16 protein-coding genes and 2 pseudogenes are annotated in these 16,712 nt (G+C 68.5%); 7 read left to right on the forward strand and 11 right to left on the reverse strand.

Going from position 1 to position 16,712, the window contains the following annotated elements; all coding sequences use genetic code 11:
• Window positions 1-5: 5 nt before the first annotated feature.
• Entirely contained in the window at window positions 6-839 is an 834-nt protein-coding gene (locus tag CFP71_RS15670) for a helix-turn-helix transcriptional regulator (RefSeq protein WP_093934660.1), read from the reverse strand.
• Window positions 840-947: 108 nt separating this feature from the next.
• On the opposite strand from CFP71_RS15670, the gene CFP71_RS15675 reads away from it, so the two are divergent.
• Complete coding sequence (locus CFP71_RS15675; protein WP_093934585.1) at window positions 948-2,378, forward strand: MFS transporter; 1,431 nt, start codon at window positions 948-950, stop codon at window positions 2,376-2,378.
• 53 nt (window positions 2,379-2,431) lie between these two features.
• Window positions 2,432-2,611: pseudogene (locus CFP71_RS15680) on the forward strand (RNA polymerase sigma factor); the annotation flags it as partial.
• Between the two features lie 170 nt (window positions 2,612-2,781).
• Here the strand turns inward: CFP71_RS15680 and CFP71_RS15685 are convergent.
• Entirely contained in the window at window positions 2,782-4,545 is a 1,764-nt protein-coding gene (locus CFP71_RS15685) for a gamma-glutamyltransferase family protein (RefSeq protein WP_093934586.1), read from the reverse strand.
• A gap of 56 nt (window positions 4,546-4,601) precedes the next feature.
• Here CFP71_RS15685 and CFP71_RS15690 point away from each other — a divergent pair, with 56 nt between their 5' ends.
• Window positions 4,602-5,063 (forward strand): hypothetical protein, encoded by a 462-nt coding sequence (locus tag CFP71_RS15690; protein ID WP_093934587.1) that lies wholly within the window; start codon window positions 4,602-4,604, stop codon window positions 5,061-5,063.
• 8 nt (window positions 5,064-5,071) lie between these two features.
• Here the strand turns inward: CFP71_RS15690 and CFP71_RS15695 are convergent, their stop codons facing one another.
• The gene (locus tag CFP71_RS15695; RefSeq protein ID WP_093934588.1) at window positions 5,072-5,482 is read right to left on the reverse strand and encodes a hypothetical protein; all 411 of its coding nucleotides are present in this window, start codon (window positions 5,480-5,482) and stop codon (window positions 5,072-5,074) included.
• A gap of 9 nt (window positions 5,483-5,491) precedes the next feature.
• On the reverse strand, window positions 5,492-6,685 hold the full coding sequence (locus CFP71_RS15700) for an FAD-dependent monooxygenase (protein ID WP_093934589.1): 1,194 nt from the start codon (window positions 6,683-6,685) through the stop codon (window positions 5,492-5,494).
• Window positions 6,686-6,798: 113 nt separating this feature from the next.
• On the opposite strand from CFP71_RS15700, the gene CFP71_RS15705 reads away from it, so the two are divergent.
• Entirely contained in the window at window positions 6,799-7,377 is a 579-nt protein-coding gene (locus tag CFP71_RS15705; RefSeq protein WP_093934590.1) for a TetR/AcrR family transcriptional regulator, read from the forward strand.
• A 66-nt stretch (window positions 7,378-7,443) separates the two neighbouring features.
• Here CFP71_RS15705 and CFP71_RS15710 read toward each other — a convergent pair whose 3' ends face one another.
• Window positions 7,444-8,754 carry a UDP-glucose dehydrogenase family protein gene (locus tag CFP71_RS15710; RefSeq protein WP_093934591.1) on the reverse strand — a complete coding sequence of 437 codons (1,311 nt, stop codon included), beginning with the start codon at window positions 8,752-8,754 and terminating at the stop codon, window positions 7,444-7,446.
• Window positions 8,755-8,914: 160 nt separating this feature from the next.
• Between CFP71_RS15710 and CFP71_RS15715 the strand changes: the two genes are divergently transcribed.
• Window positions 8,915-9,673, forward strand: a complete 759-nt coding sequence (locus CFP71_RS15715; RefSeq protein WP_093934592.1) for an SDR family NAD(P)-dependent oxidoreductase — start codon at window positions 8,915-8,917, stop codon at window positions 9,671-9,673.
• Between the two features lie 69 nt (window positions 9,674-9,742).
• Here the strand turns inward: CFP71_RS15715 and CFP71_RS15720 are convergent.
• Window positions 9,743-10,051 (reverse strand): annotated as a pseudogene (locus CFP71_RS15720) (class I SAM-dependent methyltransferase); the annotation flags it as partial.
• Between the two features lie 18 nt (window positions 10,052-10,069).
• Window positions 10,070-11,716: a TM0106 family RecB-like putative nuclease gene (locus CFP71_RS15725; protein ID WP_425266620.1), complete on the reverse strand. Its 1,647-nt coding sequence runs from the start codon at window positions 11,714-11,716 to the stop codon at window positions 10,070-10,072.
• 90 nt (window positions 11,717-11,806) lie between these two features.
• Here CFP71_RS15725 and CFP71_RS15730 point away from each other — a divergent pair, with 90 nt between their 5' ends.
• Window positions 11,807-12,271: a DUF6474 family protein gene (locus CFP71_RS15730; protein WP_020632747.1), complete on the forward strand. Its 465-nt coding sequence runs from the start codon at window positions 11,807-11,809 to the stop codon at window positions 12,269-12,271.
• Between the two features lie 85 nt (window positions 12,272-12,356).
• Here CFP71_RS15730 and CFP71_RS15735 read toward each other — a convergent pair whose 3' ends face one another.
• Genes CFP71_RS15735 through CFP71_RS15750 form a run of 4 tightly spaced genes read right to left on the reverse strand, consistent with a single transcriptional unit; the run spans window position 12,357 to window position 15,906 of the window.
• Window positions 12,357-13,316: a glycine betaine ABC transporter substrate-binding protein gene (locus CFP71_RS15735; RefSeq protein ID WP_093934594.1), complete on the reverse strand. Its 960-nt coding sequence runs from the start codon at window positions 13,314-13,316 to the stop codon at window positions 12,357-12,359.
• 1 nt (window position 13,317) lies between these two features.
• A complete protein-coding gene (locus CFP71_RS15740) occupies window positions 13,318-14,094 on the reverse strand; it encodes an ABC transporter permease (protein WP_093934595.1) in 777 nt (258 codons plus the stop codon).
• Entirely contained in the window at window positions 14,091-15,266 is a 1,176-nt protein-coding gene (locus tag CFP71_RS15745; RefSeq protein WP_093934661.1) for an ABC transporter ATP-binding protein, read from the reverse strand. The genes CFP71_RS15740 and CFP71_RS15745 overlap by 4 nt, the downstream gene beginning before the upstream one ends.
• The gene (locus CFP71_RS15750; protein ID WP_093934596.1) at window positions 15,259-15,906 is read right to left on the reverse strand and encodes an ABC transporter permease; all 648 of its coding nucleotides are present in this window, start codon (window positions 15,904-15,906) and stop codon (window positions 15,259-15,261) included. Before CFP71_RS15750 ends, CFP71_RS15745 begins: the two co-directional genes overlap by 8 nt.
• Window positions 15,907-16,208: 302 nt before the next feature.
• On the opposite strand from CFP71_RS15750, the gene CFP71_RS15755 reads away from it, so the two are divergent.
• The gene (locus tag CFP71_RS15755; RefSeq protein WP_093934662.1) at window positions 16,209-16,700 is read left to right on the forward strand and encodes a hypothetical protein; all 492 of its coding nucleotides are present in this window, start codon (window positions 16,209-16,211) and stop codon (window positions 16,698-16,700) included.
• The last annotated feature ends 12 nt before the right edge of the window (window positions 16,701-16,712 follow it).

A 16,712-nucleotide genomic window follows, 5' to 3' on the forward strand; every position in this document is an offset into this window, starting at 1 on the left:
CCCCGTCAGAAGGAGCTGGGCAGTTTCGCCGCGGTTTCCTCGTCCGCCGGGGTCAGCGTCGCGAGGGAGATCTCGGAGCGTCGTCCGAGGTACAGGTAGGAGAACTCGAACCGCAGCAGGCCGACGTCCGGGTGCAGGTACCGCTTCAGCACGATCCGCTCGGTCGAGACGTCGTGTTCCTTCCACATCCGCTCGAAGACGTCGGACTCCTGCCGCAGCCGCTTGACCAGGTTCTTCCACGCCGGTTCGGCGAGGTGTTCGGCCATCGCCGCGCGGAAGCCGGCGACCACGCGGGGCAGGTTGAGCTCCCAGTCCGGGAGCCTCTGTCGCCACTCGGGGTTGGTCAGGCACTGGATCATCGTGTTGCGGTCTTCGAACGGGATCGCGTCGAGGCCGCCCATCAGCCAGTCGTAGGCCCGGTTGTAGGCGAGGATGTCGCAGCGCGCGTTGCGTACGCAGACCGGGAACGGCTCCAGTTTCGTCATCATCCGGTGGACGTTGTCGCTGAGGAGCTTGCAGTCCTTCTCCAGCGGCGGCTCGGGCGCGCCGGCGAGGGTGAACAGGTGCGTGTGCTCGTACGGGTCGAGCCGCAGCGTGCGGGAGATCGCGTCCAGCACCTGCTCGGACGCGTTGATGTCGCGGCCCTGTTCGAGCCACGTGTACCAGGTGACCCCGACCCCGGCCAGCTGCGCGACCTCCTCGCGGCGCAGCCCCGGCGTGCGGCGTCTGCCGCCGATCGGCAGGCCGACCTGGTCCGGGGTGATGCGTTCGCGGCGGCTGCGCAGGAAGGCGGCCAGTTCGTGCCGTCGCACGTCGGCCACTCGCGAATCGACGGTCATGGTCACCTCAGCAGGTTCTCAAAGCTCGAAGCCGATTACCAGGTAGTGCTGGTACCAGGATAAACACACTCCTGGTACCAGGGTGGGAATCGGTCGATCGTGGTATCCATGACTTCGACGCAAGTTCCGGCGACGCCTGTCCGCGTCACCGCCGGACCGGCCCTGACCTCGGCGGGCCTGGTCACCGTGCTGCTGGGGGCGGCACTTCCGCTCATCGACTTCTTCATCGTCAACATCGCCTTGCCCGCGATCGGCTCCGACCTCCGCACTTCGTCGGCCACCTTGGAACTGGTGGTCGCGGCCTACGGGATCGCCTACGCCGTCCTGCTCGTCGTCGGCGGGCGGCTCGGCGACGCCTTCGGCCGCCGCAAGCTGTTCTTGATCGGTCTGGCCTCGTTCACCTTCACCTCCCTGCTCTGTGGGATCGCGCCGACGGCGTTGACGCTGGTGCTGGCGCGGGCCGCGCAGGGGGCGGCCGCCGCGCTGATGCTGCCGCAGGTGCTGTCGATCATCCAGGCGACCACGACCGGCGAACGCCGGGGCAAGGCGCTGGGGCTCTACGGCGCGACAGCGGGGCTTTCGATGGTGCTCGGCCAGTTCCTCGGCGGGGCACTGGTCGCCGCCGATCTGTGGGGCACGAGCTGGCGGCCGATCTTCCTGGTCAATGTCCCGGTCGGGATCGCCGGTCTGCTGGTCGCGCGGCGGCTCGTTCCGGAGAGCCGCTCGAGCAACCCTCTCGGCATCGACCGCATGGGCACGGTCCTCCTGACGATCGCCCTGGTGTCGCTGTTGCTGCCGCTGGCGGAAGGGCCGGCCCTGGACTGGCCACTGTGGACGGTCGCGCTGCTCGTCGTGTTCCCGTTCGCCGCGGCGGGCTTCGTCCACGTCGAACGCCGGATGGAGCGGCTGGGTGGTGTTCCGCTGCTGCCGCCGTCGGTGATGCGGATGCCGAGTGTGCGGCAAGGGTTGATGGTCGGGTTGCCGTTCTTCGTCGGCTTCAGCGCGTTCATGTTCGTCTTCGCGGTGACGCTGCAGGACGGCCTGCACCTCGGCCCGCTGGATTCGGGACTGGTGACGGCGCCGCTTTCGCTCGCGTTCTTTGCGATGTGCCTGGTCAGCAGCCGTCTGGTGACGCGGTTCGGGCAGCGGGTGGTGGCCGCCGGTCTTTCGATCCAGCTGCTCGGGCTCCTGGTGCTGATCGGCACCGTGCTGCTGGAGTGGCCGGATCTCGGCGTGCTCGATTTCGCGCCGGGGATGCTGTTGTGCGGTCTCGGTCAGGGGCTCGCGATGACGACGGTGTTCCGGATCGTGCTGTCCAAGGTGCCGCCGGAGATCGCCGGGGTCGGCAGCGGGATGCTGACGACGTCACAGCAGGCCGCGATGGCGCTGGGAGTGGCGACATTGGGGACCTTGTTCGCGTCCGTCGGGGCGGGCCCGCTCGGGATGAAAGGCGCGTTCGTGCTGGTCATCGGGATTCAGGCGGTGCTGACGGTCGGCGTGATCACGGTGGCGCGGCGGCTGCCGGATCCGCGGATCTGAGAAAGTTCGCTTTCACCCGTCGGAGTTGTGGCTCCCCGAGCGACGATGGGGATGTGACGGAACCACGGGTGCATCGGGACCCGGCCTTCGCGCTGCTTTCGCTGTACGAGACGGCGTTGCCGGAGGTCTACGGGTACCTGCTGTCCCGGTGCGGTGATCGCGCCCTCGCCGAGGAGCTGACGTCGGAGACGTTCCTCGGCGCGGTGAGGGCCTGTCGGAAGGAGCCGAAGCCAGTCTATCGCCGATGAGGGGTCGGGTGGGGAGCTGACGTGAGTTGTCCACAGACGGGGGTCATTGTGGACAACCGGGCACGGGGTGGGAGGACGCCGTGCGCCGTGAAGGCCTCCTTCCCTACCTTCAAGGTAGGGAAGGAGGCCTTCACGGACAGTCGAGCGGAACAGCGTCAGCGGCCGACGGCGTAGCCCTGCATTCCTCGCGCGTTGGCACCGGCGCGGAGCACGCCACCGGAACGCGAAACGGCCGAAAGCCGCCCCAGCGCCCAAGGTCCGGCATCGACGACGTCGTGCCCGCGCACGGCGAGAGCGTCCATTGTGGACTGACCGAGCCGCGATTCGACCACCAGTTCCCGCGGCGTCCACGAGCGCGGGTAGAACGAACTCGGGAACGCGGTGGTGTGCCACGCGGGCGAGTCGATCGACTCCTGCAGGTTCAGCCCGCCGAGCGTGTGCGCCAGCCAGAAACACAGCTGCCACTGGTCCTGCTGGTCGCCGCCGGGGGTCCCGAACGCCAGCACCGGCTCGCCGTCGCGCAGGCCCATCGACGGCGAAAGCGTGATCCGCGGCCGCTTCCGCGGCGCCAGCGAGTTCGGCAAGCCCTGTTCCAGCCAGAACATCTGCCCGCGCGAGTCGAGACAGAAACCGAGCTCCGGGATCGTCGGACTCGACTGCAACCAGCCACCCGACGGCGTCACCGAGATCATGTTCCCTGCCGCGTCGACGACGTCGATGTGCACGGTGTCGCCCCGGGTCTCGCCCAGCGGCCCGACCGTCGGCTCCCCCGTCGCGCCGGAACCGGATTCGAGTCCGCGCAGCTTTTCGAGAATCGCGGGCAGCCGCGGTGAAGGACCACCGGGCCGGAGCTCCGCCGAGGCCTCGTCGGTGATCAAGGCACGCCGGGTGTCCGCGTATTCGCGGGAGATCAGCAACTCGATCGGCACGTCGGGAGAGTCCCCGTACCAAGCCTCGCGGTCCGCGAACGCCAGCTTCGCCGCCTCGACGGCCAAGTGCACGGTGCGCTCCGTCGGGATTCCGTCCACATAGGACAATTCGCCGCGCAGGCCGTCCAGCAGTCGCGCCTGCTGAAGCAACGCGGGCCCCTGCGTCCAGGCGCCCATCTTCACCAGGCCCCAGTCGCCGAAGTCGACTTGCAGCGCGTCCTCGTACGTCGCTTCCCAGCCCGCGATGTCCTCGCCGGTGAGGAGACCGGCGTGGTCGCGGCCGGAGTCGTCACGGAAAGCTTTGCGACTGAACGCTTCGATCGCCTCGGCGACGAAACCCCGCGACCACGCGCGGCGGCCGGCGTCGATCTGCGCCTCACGTCCGCTGACCGACTCGGCCTCGGCGACCAGCCGCTCCCACGTGTCCGCGAGCGCCGGGTTCCGGTGCAGGCCCTCGGCGGGCTTGCCGTCCGGCAGCCAGAGCGCCGCCGACGTCGGCCAATGTTCGGTGAAGAGGTCCCGGACCGCGCGGATCGTGTCACCGACCCGGCTGACCAGCGGAATCCCGTTGCGCGCGTAGGAAATCGCGTAACCGAGGACTTCGCGCAACGACTTCGTGCCGTGATCCCGCAGGAGCAGCAGCCAGCCGTCCCAAGCGCCCGGGACGGTCGCGGGGAGCAAGCCGCTGCCGGGGATCAGATCGAGCCCGAGGTCCGCGAAGTGCTCGGGCGTCGCCGCCGCAGGTGAGACGCCCTGACCCGCGAGGACTCGCGGGGTTCGGTCCTCGGCGGTGACGAAGATGCCGGGGACCTGCCCGGCCGGACCACACAGATGCGGCTCGGCGATCTGCAGGACGAACCCGGCCGCTACCGCCGCGTCGAAGGCGTTGCCGCCGTCTTCCAGCACCGCCATGCCGGTGGCCGAAGCCAGCCAGTGCGTCGATGCCACCATGCCGTGGGTGCCGGCCAGTTCCGGCCTGGTCGTGAACACCCGGCCGATACTACGCTTTGCTAAGTACTTTTTCAGTCCCAGTCGAGGCGGAACGTATGACCGACGGCAGTTCTTACGGGAGTCATCCGGAATATCTTCCGGACTTCATGAACGACCCTCGTGACGACGACGGCCGGCAAGTGACGAAGCTGGACTTCGCCGAGAACCGCGCGCTGGCGGCAGCGACACTGAGCAGATTCCCTGCTGCTACCGGCGACGTGATCGACTTCGGGTCCACCCCGTTCGAAGACCGCCTCTGGTGGGACGATGAGGAGCACTGGACCAGGATGGCGGCGGAGCTGTTCTCCTCGTACGCGGAGCGGGATGAGCGGATCGCCGTCATCTGGGGCAACTATCTGATGCCGACCGTGACCATGCCCGTTGATGTCGCGGTGCGGCACGCGCGGGACATCCTGGACGCCGGGCCACACTTCTGGATCCACCCGCTTGGCGGTTCAGTGCTCATCGAATGCCTGATGGATGGGCAAGTGACGGTCGTGACGATTCCGTCAGGCTGAGTACCTTTTCAGTCCCAGCAGCTGAAGAGAACCTTGCCGAGACAGTCGGGCTTCCAGTACTGGGCGTCGTAGTGGTTCCTCCAGCGCGGCGCCGTGAGGTCGATCGGCGCTTCGAGTTCGGCACGGGAGTACAACCGGTGCCCGGGAAGAAGCTCTCCCAAGACGGCCAGCAACCCCGGCTCGTCGACGAAGGTGATCGTTCCGAAGGTGATGAACGCGTCGGCGATGCCGAGGATCTCCCGGCTTCCGCCCTCGTCCCCGTCCTGCGTCCACAGCACCGCGACGGTTCGATGGTCAAACGCGATCTCGCCGGTTTCGAAGTTCCGTGCCACCTCGGAGGGCACGAACCGGGTGACCTTGCCGCGCGTCCGCCGGGCCGCCTCGTAGCAGGCCCGGCGAAACTCCTTCTGGTCCGTCACCCGCCGAAACTATCCCCGCGCGGCGACCGGAACGTCATAGTTTTCGAGCGTCGCCGCGTTCGCCGCACGCGAGGTGATCCACGTGAACACCTTGGTCATGGGCTTCGAACCCAGCACCCGGTACATGAAGTTCCGGTAGCCCATCACGAACCGCGACGTCGGGATGAGGAACGTGCCGATCCCGGCCGCCTGCTTCTGCGAGATCTTCACCGGTCCGCGCAGTTTCTCCTCGTACCGCGCGAAAGCGACCTCGTGATCACCGCGCGCGGCGGCGAGTTCCCCGGCCAGCGTGTACGCGCCCATCATCGCGAGCCCGGTGCCCGAGCCGCCCGGACCGGCACACCAAGCCGCGTCACCGAGCAGCACGACACGGCCCTTCGACCACTTGTCGAGATGGATCTGGCTCAGCGAATCGAAGTACAGCGCGTCGACGTCGCCGAGGCCATCCAACAGCGCCGGAACTTCCCAGCCGAAGTCGGCGAACCGCTCGGCGACCAGGCGTTTCTGGCCTTCGACGTCGCGCCGGTGCACGTCCACCGTGCCGGACGTGAAGAGAAAACTGACGTTGAGCGCCGCACCGTCGCGTCCGCTGGCGGCCATCACGGTCCGGCCGGGAACGCTGCAGATCAAGCCGAGGTGATCGAGGCCGAAGTGGTTCGGCACGGTGAAACCCGCCGTCTGGAAACCGAGGTCGGTCCGGAACTGTTCTTCGTCGCCGAATGTGAGCCGTCGTACGCCCGAGTGCAGCCCGTCCGCGCCGACGACCAGGTCGAACTTGCGTGACGCGCCATGGGCGAAGCTGACGTCGACGCCGTCCGGAACCTCGTCCAGCCCGGTGATCCAGTCTCCGAAGACGTATTCGACGTCGTTCTTCGTGTGGTCGTACAGGATGCGCGTGAGGTCCCCGCGCTCGATCTCGACTTCGCCGCTGAAGAAGACCGACGGCATCTGAGCGACCTTCTTGCCGTTCGGATCGACGATGACCTGCGCTCCCATCGCGGTTTCCTTCGCGCGGATGTCCTCGAGGATCCCCATGCGCTCCAGCAGGGTCATCTGCTCGCCGCGGAAGTCGACCGCGCTGCCGCCTTCGCGCAGCGCCGGGGCGCGCTCCACGACTGTCGGCGCGAAGCCGCGCTCGCGTAGCCAGAAGGCGAGGGCCGGGCCCGCGATGCCGGCGCCGGAGATCAGAACGGTGGTCGTCATGGCTGCTCCCAGGGGTTCGTGGTGTCGAGAACGACCGTACGGCAGATTTGCACGCTTGGTCAAGCCGCTTGGTTAAACCATTTGGATAAACCGCGTGGTCTACGATCCCGGACATGGGTAATCGCGAGGACCTGATGGCGGGTGCCATCCAGTGCTTGAAGGAAAAAGGCTGGTCACGCACGACGGTGCGCGACATCGCGACGGCGGCCGGGGTCAGCCACGCGGCGATCGGCTACCACTTCGGATCGCGCGAAGCCCTGTTGCTGACGGCGTTCTCGCAGGCGATGGACGACTGGGGCAAAGAGATCCAGCTGGAGATGCGGAGCGCTGTCGACCCGGCGGCGACGGCGGCCGAGCAGTACGTCGCGTCCTGGCGCGCGATGATCGACTCCTACGGCCGCAACCGGCAGCTGTGGATCGCCTCGATCGAGGCGTTCACCCAGTCCGAACATCACCCTGAGCTGCGGAAGCAGCTCGCCGCGGCACAGCGCGAGGGACGGCGCGGGATGGCGGCGGGCATCCTGGGGATCGACGAGGACACGCTCACCGAGGCCGACGAGCGCCGGATCGGGGCGGTCGCGACGGCGCTCAACTCGGGCGTGATGCTGCAGCACATGCTCGACCCGGAGAACGCTCCGACGGCCGAGGAGGTCGTGGACGGGCTGATGGCGCTCGTCTCCCGCGTGTCATGAGGGGTCCCCTTAAGACGGATTTCGTCCTAAGGGGACCCCTCATGACACCCGCGGGAGGCAGGTGGGTCAGGAGACGGCGACCTTCCGCCGCAGCGCCGCCCGCGGCCGCCCGACGCCCTGCCACGACAGGCCGGCGTCCAGGATCCGTTGCGGCTCCAGGAGATTGCGGGTGTCGACGACCGAGTCGCCGTCCATCTGCTCGGCCATATAGGTCCAGTCGAGCCGTTTGAACTCGTCCCATTCCGTCAGCACGACGACGGCGTCGGCCGCCTTCGCGACCTGATATGGGTCGTCGACCACGGTCATCCCGGCGATCTGGCCGCCGACGGCCGGGTCGTAGGCGGTCAGGTCCGCGCCGAGCGCGCCCAGCACGGAAGCGACCGCGAGGGCGGGCGAGTCGCGCAGGTCGTTCGTCCCGGCCTTGAACGCCAGCCCGAGGACGCCGATCCGCGAACCCGCGAGGGTGCCGCCGACGGCGCCGGCGATCTTCGCGACGATGCGGTCCCGCTGCGCGATGTTCTCCTCGATCGCCGAGGTGAGCAGCGTGAAGTCGTAGTTCACCGACTCGGCGACCCGGACCAGCGCGCTGGTGTCCTTTGGCAGGCACGAGCCGCCCCAGCCGGGGCCGGGTTTGAGAAACGAGCGGCCGATGCGCCGGTCGTAGCCCATGCCTTCGGTGACCAGGTCGATGTCCGCGCCGAGGCGTTCGCACAGTTCGGCGATCGAGTTCACATAGGACAGTTTCATCGCGAGGAAGCAGTTCGCCGCGTACTTCACCAGTTCCGCGCTGGCCGCGTCGGCGACGACGACCGGGGCGGCGAGGTCGGCGTAGAGGTCGCCGACCCAGCGGGCGGCCGCGACGTCGTCCGAACCGACGACGATCCGGTCCGGGCCGAGGAAGTCCTCCACCGCGGTGCCCTCGCGCAGGAACTCCGGATTCGACACGACCGGCACGTCCGTGCGGCCGAGCATCGCCTGGATCCGCTTCGACGTGCCCACCGGAACGGTCGATTTGGTGATCAGCGCGCACCCCGCGGGGATGACGTCGCCGATCTCGTTGGTCACGGCCTCGACGGCCCGCAGATCCGCCGAGCCGCCCGCGCCCATCGGCGTCGGCACGCAGAGGAAGACGGCCTCCGCGTCCCGGACGGCGTCGCGCGCGCCCACCACGAAATTGAGTCTTCCGCTGGTCAGCCCCCTCGACACCAGCTCGGACAATCCCGGCTCCAGGATGTCCACGCGTCCGGCGGAGAGCCTTGCGACCTTCGCCTGGTCGACATCGACGCAAGTGACTCGATGCCCCAGGCCGGCCAGGCAGGCCCCCGTGGTCAATCCGACGTAACCGGTCCCCACCACCACGATCCGAGCAGCGCTCATGCTGCTGAAGGTGACAGCCGGAGTTGACCTCCGAGCGAACGGAATGCTTCAGGCCCGAATACTCCTCACGACATGCCGCCCACCGACGTGAGACAACACACGCGCTACCCCGATGCGAACGAGCGTTAACCTAGACGCGGTTGTCGACGAAAGGGAGAACATGCAGATCACCGATACCGCGGCGCTCGTCACGGGCGGCGCGTCCGGGCTCGGCGGCGCCACCGCGAAGGCGCTCGCGGCGAAGGGCGCGCGGGTCTTCGCGCTGGACCTCGCCGGTGCCATCGCCAACGCCGAGCAGATCGACGGCATCACCTACGTCGAGGCCGACGTGACCGACCCGGAGCAGGTGCGCGCCGCCGTCGCGACCGCCGCCGAATCCGGGGTGCCGCTGCGGACCGTGGTGAACTGCGCCGGGATCGGGCCGTCCGCCCGGATCCTTTCGAAGAAGGGCCCGCACGACCTCGCCCTGTACGCGAAGGTCGTGCAGATCAACCTGATCGGCTCGTTCAACGTGCTGACGCTGGCTTCCGAAGCCATCGCGAAGACGGAACCGCTGGCCGACAACGCGCGCGGCGTCATCATCAACACCGCGTCGATCGCGGCCTTCGACGGCCAGATCGGGCAGGTGGCGTACTCGTCGTCCAAGGGCGGCATCGTCGGGATGACCCTGCCCGCCGCGCGCGACCTCGCGTCGCACGGGATCCGGGTGCTGACCATCGCGCCGGGCATCGTCGACACCCCGATGCTGGCGACCGTGAGCGACGAGTTCCGCGCTTCGCTGGCCGAAGGCGTCCCGTTCCCGAAGCGGCTCGCGCGGCCGGACGAGTACGCGCAGCTCGCGCTGTCGCTGATCGACCACGACTACCTGAACGGCGAGGTCATCCGGATGGACGGCTCGCTGCGCATGGCTCCTCGCTGAGCCTTCCCCGCGTGAGAGGAAAGGTCCTTTCCTTGCGAAATTTGCAAGGAAAGGACCTTTCATGGCGCGCTACGGACGGGTGAGGCGGACGTCCAGACCGATGCCCACGGTGGTGACCTCACAGGTCCGGAACGCGGTTTCGGCGACCAGTCCGCTGAAGTCGACAGGCGTGTAAGCACGCCGCCGGAGCCCGCCGAGCGCCTGCCGCACGCCGAGCCCCGCCAGCTTCCCGATCTTCATGCTCTCGACCTCACGCGCGATCTCGCCGTCGGTCGCGTCGCGGTTCGTGTCCTGCACCACGGCCGTGCCGCCCGGGCGCAGCACGCGGTACATCTCGTCGAGCGCTTTCACCGGCCACACGAAGTTCTTGAACGCGGCCTGGCAGACGACGTGAGGTCAGAGGTCGTTCATGTACGGCACGGACGTCTGCGCGTGGTCGGTCATCCAGTTCCGCAGCGCGTGCGTCGCCAGGACGTCGTCCTCGTTGTAGCGCAGCAGGCGTTCCCGCTGGACGTCGTCCGGGATTCCGCCGTCCATGCCGACCGCGTCGCGGTACCAGCGCATCGACGCCTCACCGCCCGCTTCCGGGTCACGCCAGGCGAACCCGGCGACCGGGGCGATCACCTTGAGCCCCTTGCCTTGCGAGCACAGGAACTGGTCGGTGACGCTGCGGAAGAGATCCACCCATTCTTCGGAGTCCACAAAGGACGCGATCTCGGCCTTGGCGGGAATGCCGGGGTACTCGCCGAACCGGCCTGCCGAACCGAAGAGCCAGCGGTTCTCGGCGAGCGCGTTGTAGCAGTAGGCGCGGAAGGTCAGGCCCGCGGCGAGCGTGCGTTCGCGGACTTCGGAGAACCAAGCCCAGAACTCCGCGAACGACCGGGCCTCGTCGGCGGTCGGCAACGGCTCCCACGTCGCGAAGGCCCGGTAGCCCTGCTCCATCCCGATGTCGGCGCCGGTCAGCAGCGAACCCCACAGATACGCGCCGGAATCACCGAAGCTCTCCATGTCGACGTCGACCTCGACGTCGCCGCGCGAGACCTCGACGCGGTCGACCTTGCGCACCATCGTGAGATCGGCGAGCCAGGCGCGCGCGAGGATGATCGAATCGGCGAAGGTGCCGCCGGTCCAGTTCATCGGCGGGGGTTCGTCGGCGGGATCGAGCGCGGCCAGCTTGTCCACTGTGGACACTCCGGCGCGGCGGAGCTCCATCGCGTCCTCGCCGCGCACGACCAGGCTGACGTCGCGGGTCTCGGTGAGCACGACCTCGCACGTCGGCCACCAGGGGCAGCGACGGCATTCCAGCACCCGGGACGGTTCGGCGAGCGCCTCTTCCCCTTCGGCGGCCGCGCTCGCGATGGCGAGCCTGTCGGCGAAGCGGCTCTGGTACTCCGTCAGCGCGCTTTTCCCGCCCGGCCAGGTGCCCGCGGACAGGTCGTGCCAGACGACGACGTCCGCGTCGAGGCCGATGACGCCGCCGATGGCGCGGTGCCCCTCGTGCTTTCCGAGCGCTTCGAGCATCCGGTAGAGGTGCGCGAGCCGCATCTGGTCCCGCGGCTGCGAACGGACCTTCCGTGCCGCGTCCGGCAGCCGGTTGGCCGGGTCGAGATCGGTCATCACCGTGGTCGGCGCGCCCGAACCGCGATCGGTGATGCGGTGCCGCACGACCAGCACCGGCACGTAGCCGGAGCCGGTGTTGACCAGGAGTTCGGAACCACCACGCCGGTGACCGGCGCGATCCACCGGCAGCAGCCCGCCCCAGATGTAGCGCGCTTCGGCGGCGAAGGCCTCTTCGGTGAGCTGCACGCGCTCGGCGGCCGGGAGGTCGCGGGAGATCTTGACCCAGCCCGCGTCGGGGCCCGTCGCGTCCATGAGCCGCCGCACGATCGCGTCGCGATGCGCTGACGCGTCGGCGATCCGCTGCTGCGCGGCGGGGTCGGGCGGGGCGAGCGGGACCTCGCGCATCGCCGGGTCGTGTTCCAGGTGCACGCGACGCCGGCAGCGGCTCACCGCTCCCGCGTCCAGTAGCACCTCGTTACTCACGGACAACACTCTAGAAGGCCACCGGCAAGCCGACATGCCCGCCACTTCGGGGACCAGTAAGTTCGTCAGTGACACAGCGTGGGAGGTGCCATGGCGCGCAAGGCCAAAGCCATCGAGGGCGAAGGCAGGATCACCCCGAAGAAGGCGAAGAACGCCGTCGCGGTGGCCAAAGTACTCGGGCCGGCCGTACTGCCGGTGATCGCGCCGTACGCCGTTCGAGCGGCGGGTGCCGCGCGAGAGCTATACGACCGTTATCAGGCGAAGAAGCTCGGCGTGGCCGTCGACCAGCTCGGCGAGTTCAGCGGACGCGGTGCCGCGCTGCACGCGCGGATCGCGGGGCTGACGCAGGGGCTCGCGGAACTGAAGAGGTCCGCGAAGGCGACGGACGCCGACGCGGCCTTCGCGAAGGACACTCAGGGGACGCTGGAGCAGCTCTCGGCGACCGTCCGCGCTTCGGAGCGGATGCCCGCCGCGCGGCGGAAGGCGGCGCACCGGGCCGTGGCCGGGGAGCTGGACCAGCTGGAGGGGAAGCTGCTGCACCGGCTGGGGATCTGACTCACCTCCGCCTCGCCGGATGTCATGAGGGGTCCCCATGAGACGAATTTCGTCTCATGGGGACCCCTCATGACACACCTGGCGGCTAAGAGATGAACCCCTTCGACTTCATCCACTCGTAGGCGACTTCGCCCTGGTCCCGGCCGTCGACGTCGACCTGCTTGCACAGTTCGATCATCTGCTTGTTGTCCAGCGCCGCGCCGACGGCTTCCAGCGGTCCGCGCAGTTCCGGGTACTGCTTGAGGAAGTCCGTGCGCAACGTGGGCACGGCGTTGTACTGCGGGAACGCCTTCTTGTCGTCTTCGAGGACGCGCAGGTTGAGTCCGGCGATGCGGCCGTCGGTCGTGAAGATCTCGCCGATCGGGCAGGTCCCGCTCGCGACGGCCGAGTAGATCGTGCCGATGCCGAAGTTCTTGATCACCGGGTTCTGGAACCCGTACGCCCGCACGGCGGCCGGGAAACCGTCCTGACGGCTGGTGAATTCGGTCTCCAGGCAGAACACGTTCTGGTCCGGCTTCCGCTTCAGGAACTCCGCCAGGTCCGACGTCGTCTTCAGGTTGTTCGCCGCGCCGTAGGCCTCCGTGACCGCGAAGGCGTACTGGTCGTTGAGCGGCGAGTAGTTCAGCCAGGTGACGCCGAACTTCGCCTCGTCGGCCGTCTTCGTGGCTTCGTACTGGGCCTGTTCCCCGCCGGGGACGGGGAGTTCGTTGCCCTGGTAGTTGATCCAGCCGGTGCCGGTGTACTCCCAGGTGACGTCGGTCTGGCCGGCGAGCAGCGCCTGCCGCGACGAGTTCGAGCCCTTGATGTCGGTCAGGTCGACGACGTCCGCGCCCGCCGCGGAAAGCGCCATTTCGGCCATGTAGCCCAGGATGATGTTCTCGGTGAAGTCCTTCGACCCCACCGTCACCTTGACGCCCTTGAGGGATTCGATGGGTTTGATCGAACCGGGTTCGATCTTGTACGGCAGCGCGGTGTTGACCTCGAGTCCGCACGCGGAAAGCGTGCCGCACAACAGGACAGCGCCCAGGATCGCTTTGAGTCGCATGTCAGCGCAGTCCCTTCGGTCCGAAGAACTGTTCCGCCACCGCGCCGAGCCAGTCCACCAGCAGCGCCAGCGCGACGGCGAGCACCGAGCCGGTGATCAGCACCTTCGTCAGGTTGAGCTTGTAGCCGGTGTCGATGAGCAGGCCGAAACCGCCGGCGTTGACGAACATGCCGAACGTCGCCGTGCCCACGGCCAGCACCAGCGAGGTCCGCAGGCCCGCCAGGATCAGCGGGACGGCCAGCGGGAGTTCGACCCGCCACAGCACGCCGGAGGCCGACATGCCGATGCCGCGCCCCGCGTCGATCAGCGAGGGGTCGACCTGCTGCAAGCCGACCATCGTGTTCCGCAGCACGGGAAGCAGCGAGTAGAACGCCAGCGGCAGCGCCGCGACCCACAGTCCGCCGGTCGCGCCGGTGACGATGAACCACAGCACCAGCACACCGAGCGCGGGCGCGGCCTGGCCGATGTTCGCGATCGCCAGGAACACCGGCGCCGCCCATTTCGCCCAGGGCCGGGTGACGAGCACGCCGAGCGGCACCGCCACGGCCACCACGATCGCGGTGACCACGACGGTCATCGCCAGATGGTCGCGCAACGCGGTGAACAGCCCGGAGGCGTTGAGGGTCGCCTTTTCCGTCGCAGTCAGATCGCTGGTGAACACCCAGATCAGCACGCCGGCGACGATCAGCAGGACCGCCGCGGGCTGGGCGAACAGCCGGACCCGTTCGGCGCCTCTCGACGAGGATTCGGTGGTGAACCCGGTATCGACGGCCGTCATGCGGTCACACCTTCCGCCGGGTTGTCGTCGGAGTGCTCCTCGCGCAGCTGCTGGATCGTCGAGATGACGGTGTCGAGCTCGATCGTCCCGGCGTACTCGCCGCGGGCGCCGGTCACCGGGACGCTGCCGCCCTCGGCGAGCATGGCTTCGAGCGCGTCCTGCAACGTCGACTGAGTGCTGACCGAGTCGCGCAGCGGCTTGCCGGCGGTGGCCAGCGACGACGCCTTGGTCAGCTCGCGGACGTGCACCCACCGCATCGGGCGGCGGCGCTGATCGAGCACCAGCACGAAATGCTTGCGCTGCTGGGTGAGCTTCTCGCGGACGTCCGACGGCGATTCGCTGACCATCGCGGTCAGGGCGTCCTGCTTCAGCTCGACGTCGCGGACCCGCAGCAGTGTCAGCTGCTTGAGCGAGGCACCGGCGCCGACGAAACCGGCGACCGTGTCGTCGGCCGGGTTCGCGAGGATCGCGTCCGGGGTGTCGTACTGGAGGATCCGCGACTGGTTGCCGAGCACCGCGATCTTGTCGCCCAGCTTCACGGCTTCGTCGAAGTCGTGGGTGACGAAGACGATCGTCTTCTTCAGTTCGGTCTGCAGCCGCAGCAGCTCGTCCTGGAGGTTGCCGCGGGTGATCGGGTCGACCGCGCCGAACGGCTCGTCCATCAGCAGCACCGGCGGGTCCGCCGCGAGCGCCCGCGCGACGCCGACCCGCTGCTGCTGCCCACCGGACAGCTGACGCGGGAACCGGTCGCGGAAGTCGGCCGGGTCCAGCCCGACCAGGTCCATCATCTCCTCGACCCGGTCGTTGACCTTCTTCTTCTCCCAGCCGAGCAGCCCGGGGACCACCGCGATGTTCTGCGCGACGGTGAAGTGCGGGAACAGCCCGGCCTGCTGGATCGCGTAGCCGATGCGGCGGCGCAGGGTGTCGACGTCGAGCTTCAGCGCGTCGTCGCCGCCGATGGTGATGCGGCCCGACGTCGGCTCGATCAGCCGGTTGATCATCCGCATGGTGGTGGTCTTGCCGCAGCCGGACGGGCCGACGAAGACCACGATCTTGCCGGCGGGCACCACCATCGAGAAGTCGTCGACGGCCGGCTCACGGGTGCCGGCGTAGCGCTTCGTGACGTTCTCCAGCTCGATTTCGACGCCGGATACGGTTTCGGTCTCAGCCACGGACACCCCTTGAGACGGTCAGACGGTTGATCAGGACGTAAACGGCGTCGAGGATCAGAGCGAGGACGACCACGCCGAGCGTCCCGGTCAGAGCCTGGTTGAGGGAGTTCGTGCTCCCCGCGTTGGTGAGGCCGGAGAAGACCTCCGAGCCGAGACCCGGGCCTTTCGCGTAGGCCGCGATGACCGCGATGCCCATGAGCATCTGCGTCGCGACCCGCATGCCCGCCAGGATCGCGGGCCAGGCGAGCCGCAGCTCCACCCTGGTCAGCACGCCGAACCGGCTCATGCCGATGCCGCGCGCCGCGTCGCTGACCGCTGGATCCACGCCGCTCAGCCCGACGATCGTGTTCCGCACGATCGGCAGGAGCGCGTAGAGCACCAGGGCGATGACGGTGGTGTTCGCGCCGAGGCCGAACACCGGGATGAGGAGGCCCAGGAGGGCGAAGGAGGGGACGGTGAGGATCGTGCTCGCCAAGGCCGTCGCCACGGCCGACCCGATCGGGCTGCGGTAGACGGCGATGCCGATCACCACGCCGAGCACGGCGGCCAGGATCGTGCACTGCACGACCGCGCTGACATGCAGGAGCCCTTGGAGGGCGAGTCTGTCCCACCGATCCGAGATGTACTCGAAGAGATTCATCGCGTGCTGGTTCTCCCGCCGCCTCTGGGTGAGACTCCTCACCCATTCGGAGTAGCTGTATCGGGAGCCTGACTACCCAGAACGCTCGCGGTCAAACCCCTGTTTACCGCTTCTTGTCCTGCAAACCTTCCCCATTCGGCGCAATCAGGCAAACGCACGCGCCGACCCGGAGGTGTCTTTGAGGCTGCTCAACAGCCGGGAGGACATCGACCACCCGGCTGGACGTCGAATACTCTTCACCCGTGAGTAAGGGCAGCCATCACCGAAGCGCGCTACGCGCCGTACGTGGTGGCTTGCTCGGCGTGAGTTCCGCGGCGCTCGCCGTGACCGCTCACGTGATCGGGGACGGCGAAGTACCCGATACGGCGATGACGTTGTTGCTCACCGTGCTGATCGGCTGGAACGCGGCCGCGCTCGCCGCGAAGGCCCGCGGCCCGCTGGCCACGATCGTCGACCTCGGCGCCGGCCAGGTCGTGATGCACCTCGTGCTCAGCTCGCTGAGCAGCCACGAGTTGATGCACGACGAACCAGCACCGGTCTCGGGCGGGCTCGCGATGACCGTCGCGCACGTCGTCGCCACCCTGGTCACCGCGTTGCTGCTGGCCAAGGCCGACGGACTGCTGCTCGGCGTCCTCTCCTGCCTGCGCGCGCTGGTCCCCTTCATCCTCGGCGCCCTCCCGGTGCGCGCCGCGACGGCGTCCCCGGTGCTCGCCCGTCCGGCGGGCCCCGGCCACCTCGTCCGCGTGGACCTCCGCCGCGTCCACGGCAGACGCGGCCCGCCGCTGTTCTCCTGAACCCCAGCTCGA

It is taken from the genome of Amycolatopsis thailandensis, assembly GCF_002234405.1.
Lineage (GTDB): Bacteria > Actinomycetota > Actinomycetes > Mycobacteriales > Pseudonocardiaceae > Amycolatopsis > Amycolatopsis thailandensis.

Bases quoted from the DNA above. Each gene is read 5' to 3' on its own strand.
- CFP71_RS15750 (WP_093934596.1), bottom strand. From the start codon at position 15,906: ATGAATCTCTTCGAGTACATCTCGGATCGGTGGGACAGACTCGCCCTC.
- CFP71_RS15675 (WP_093934585.1), top strand. From the start codon at position 948: ATGACTTCGACGCAAGTTCCGGCGACGCCTGTCCGCGTCACCGCCGGA.
- CFP71_RS15740 (WP_093934595.1), bottom strand. From the start codon at position 14,094: ATGACGGCCGTCGATACCGGGTTCACCACCGAATCCTCGTCGAGAGGC.
- CFP71_RS15735 (WP_093934594.1), bottom strand. From the start codon at position 13,316: ATGCGACTCAAAGCGATCCTGGGCGCTGTCCTGTTGTGCGGCACGCTT.
- CFP71_RS15690 (WP_093934587.1), top strand. From the start codon at position 4,602: ATGACCGACGGCAGTTCTTACGGGAGTCATCCGGAATATCTTCCGGAC.
- CFP71_RS15730 (WP_020632747.1), top strand. From the start codon at position 11,807: ATGGCGCGCAAGGCCAAAGCCATCGAGGGCGAAGGCAGGATCACCCCG.
- CFP71_RS15700 (WP_093934589.1), bottom strand. From the start codon at position 6,685: ATGACGACCACCGTTCTGATCTCCGGCGCCGGCATCGCGGGCCCGGCC.
- CFP71_RS15670 (WP_093934660.1), bottom strand. From the start codon at position 839: ATGACCGTCGATTCGCGAGTGGCCGACGTGCGACGGCACGAACTGGCC.
- CFP71_RS15710 (WP_093934591.1), bottom strand. From the start codon at position 8,754: ATGAGCGCTGCTCGGATCGTGGTGGTGGGGACCGGTTACGTCGGATTG.
- CFP71_RS15715 (WP_093934592.1), top strand. From the start codon at position 8,915: ATGCAGATCACCGATACCGCGGCGCTCGTCACGGGCGGCGCGTCCGGG.
- CFP71_RS15705 (WP_093934590.1), top strand. From the start codon at position 6,799: ATGGGTAATCGCGAGGACCTGATGGCGGGTGCCATCCAGTGCTTGAAG.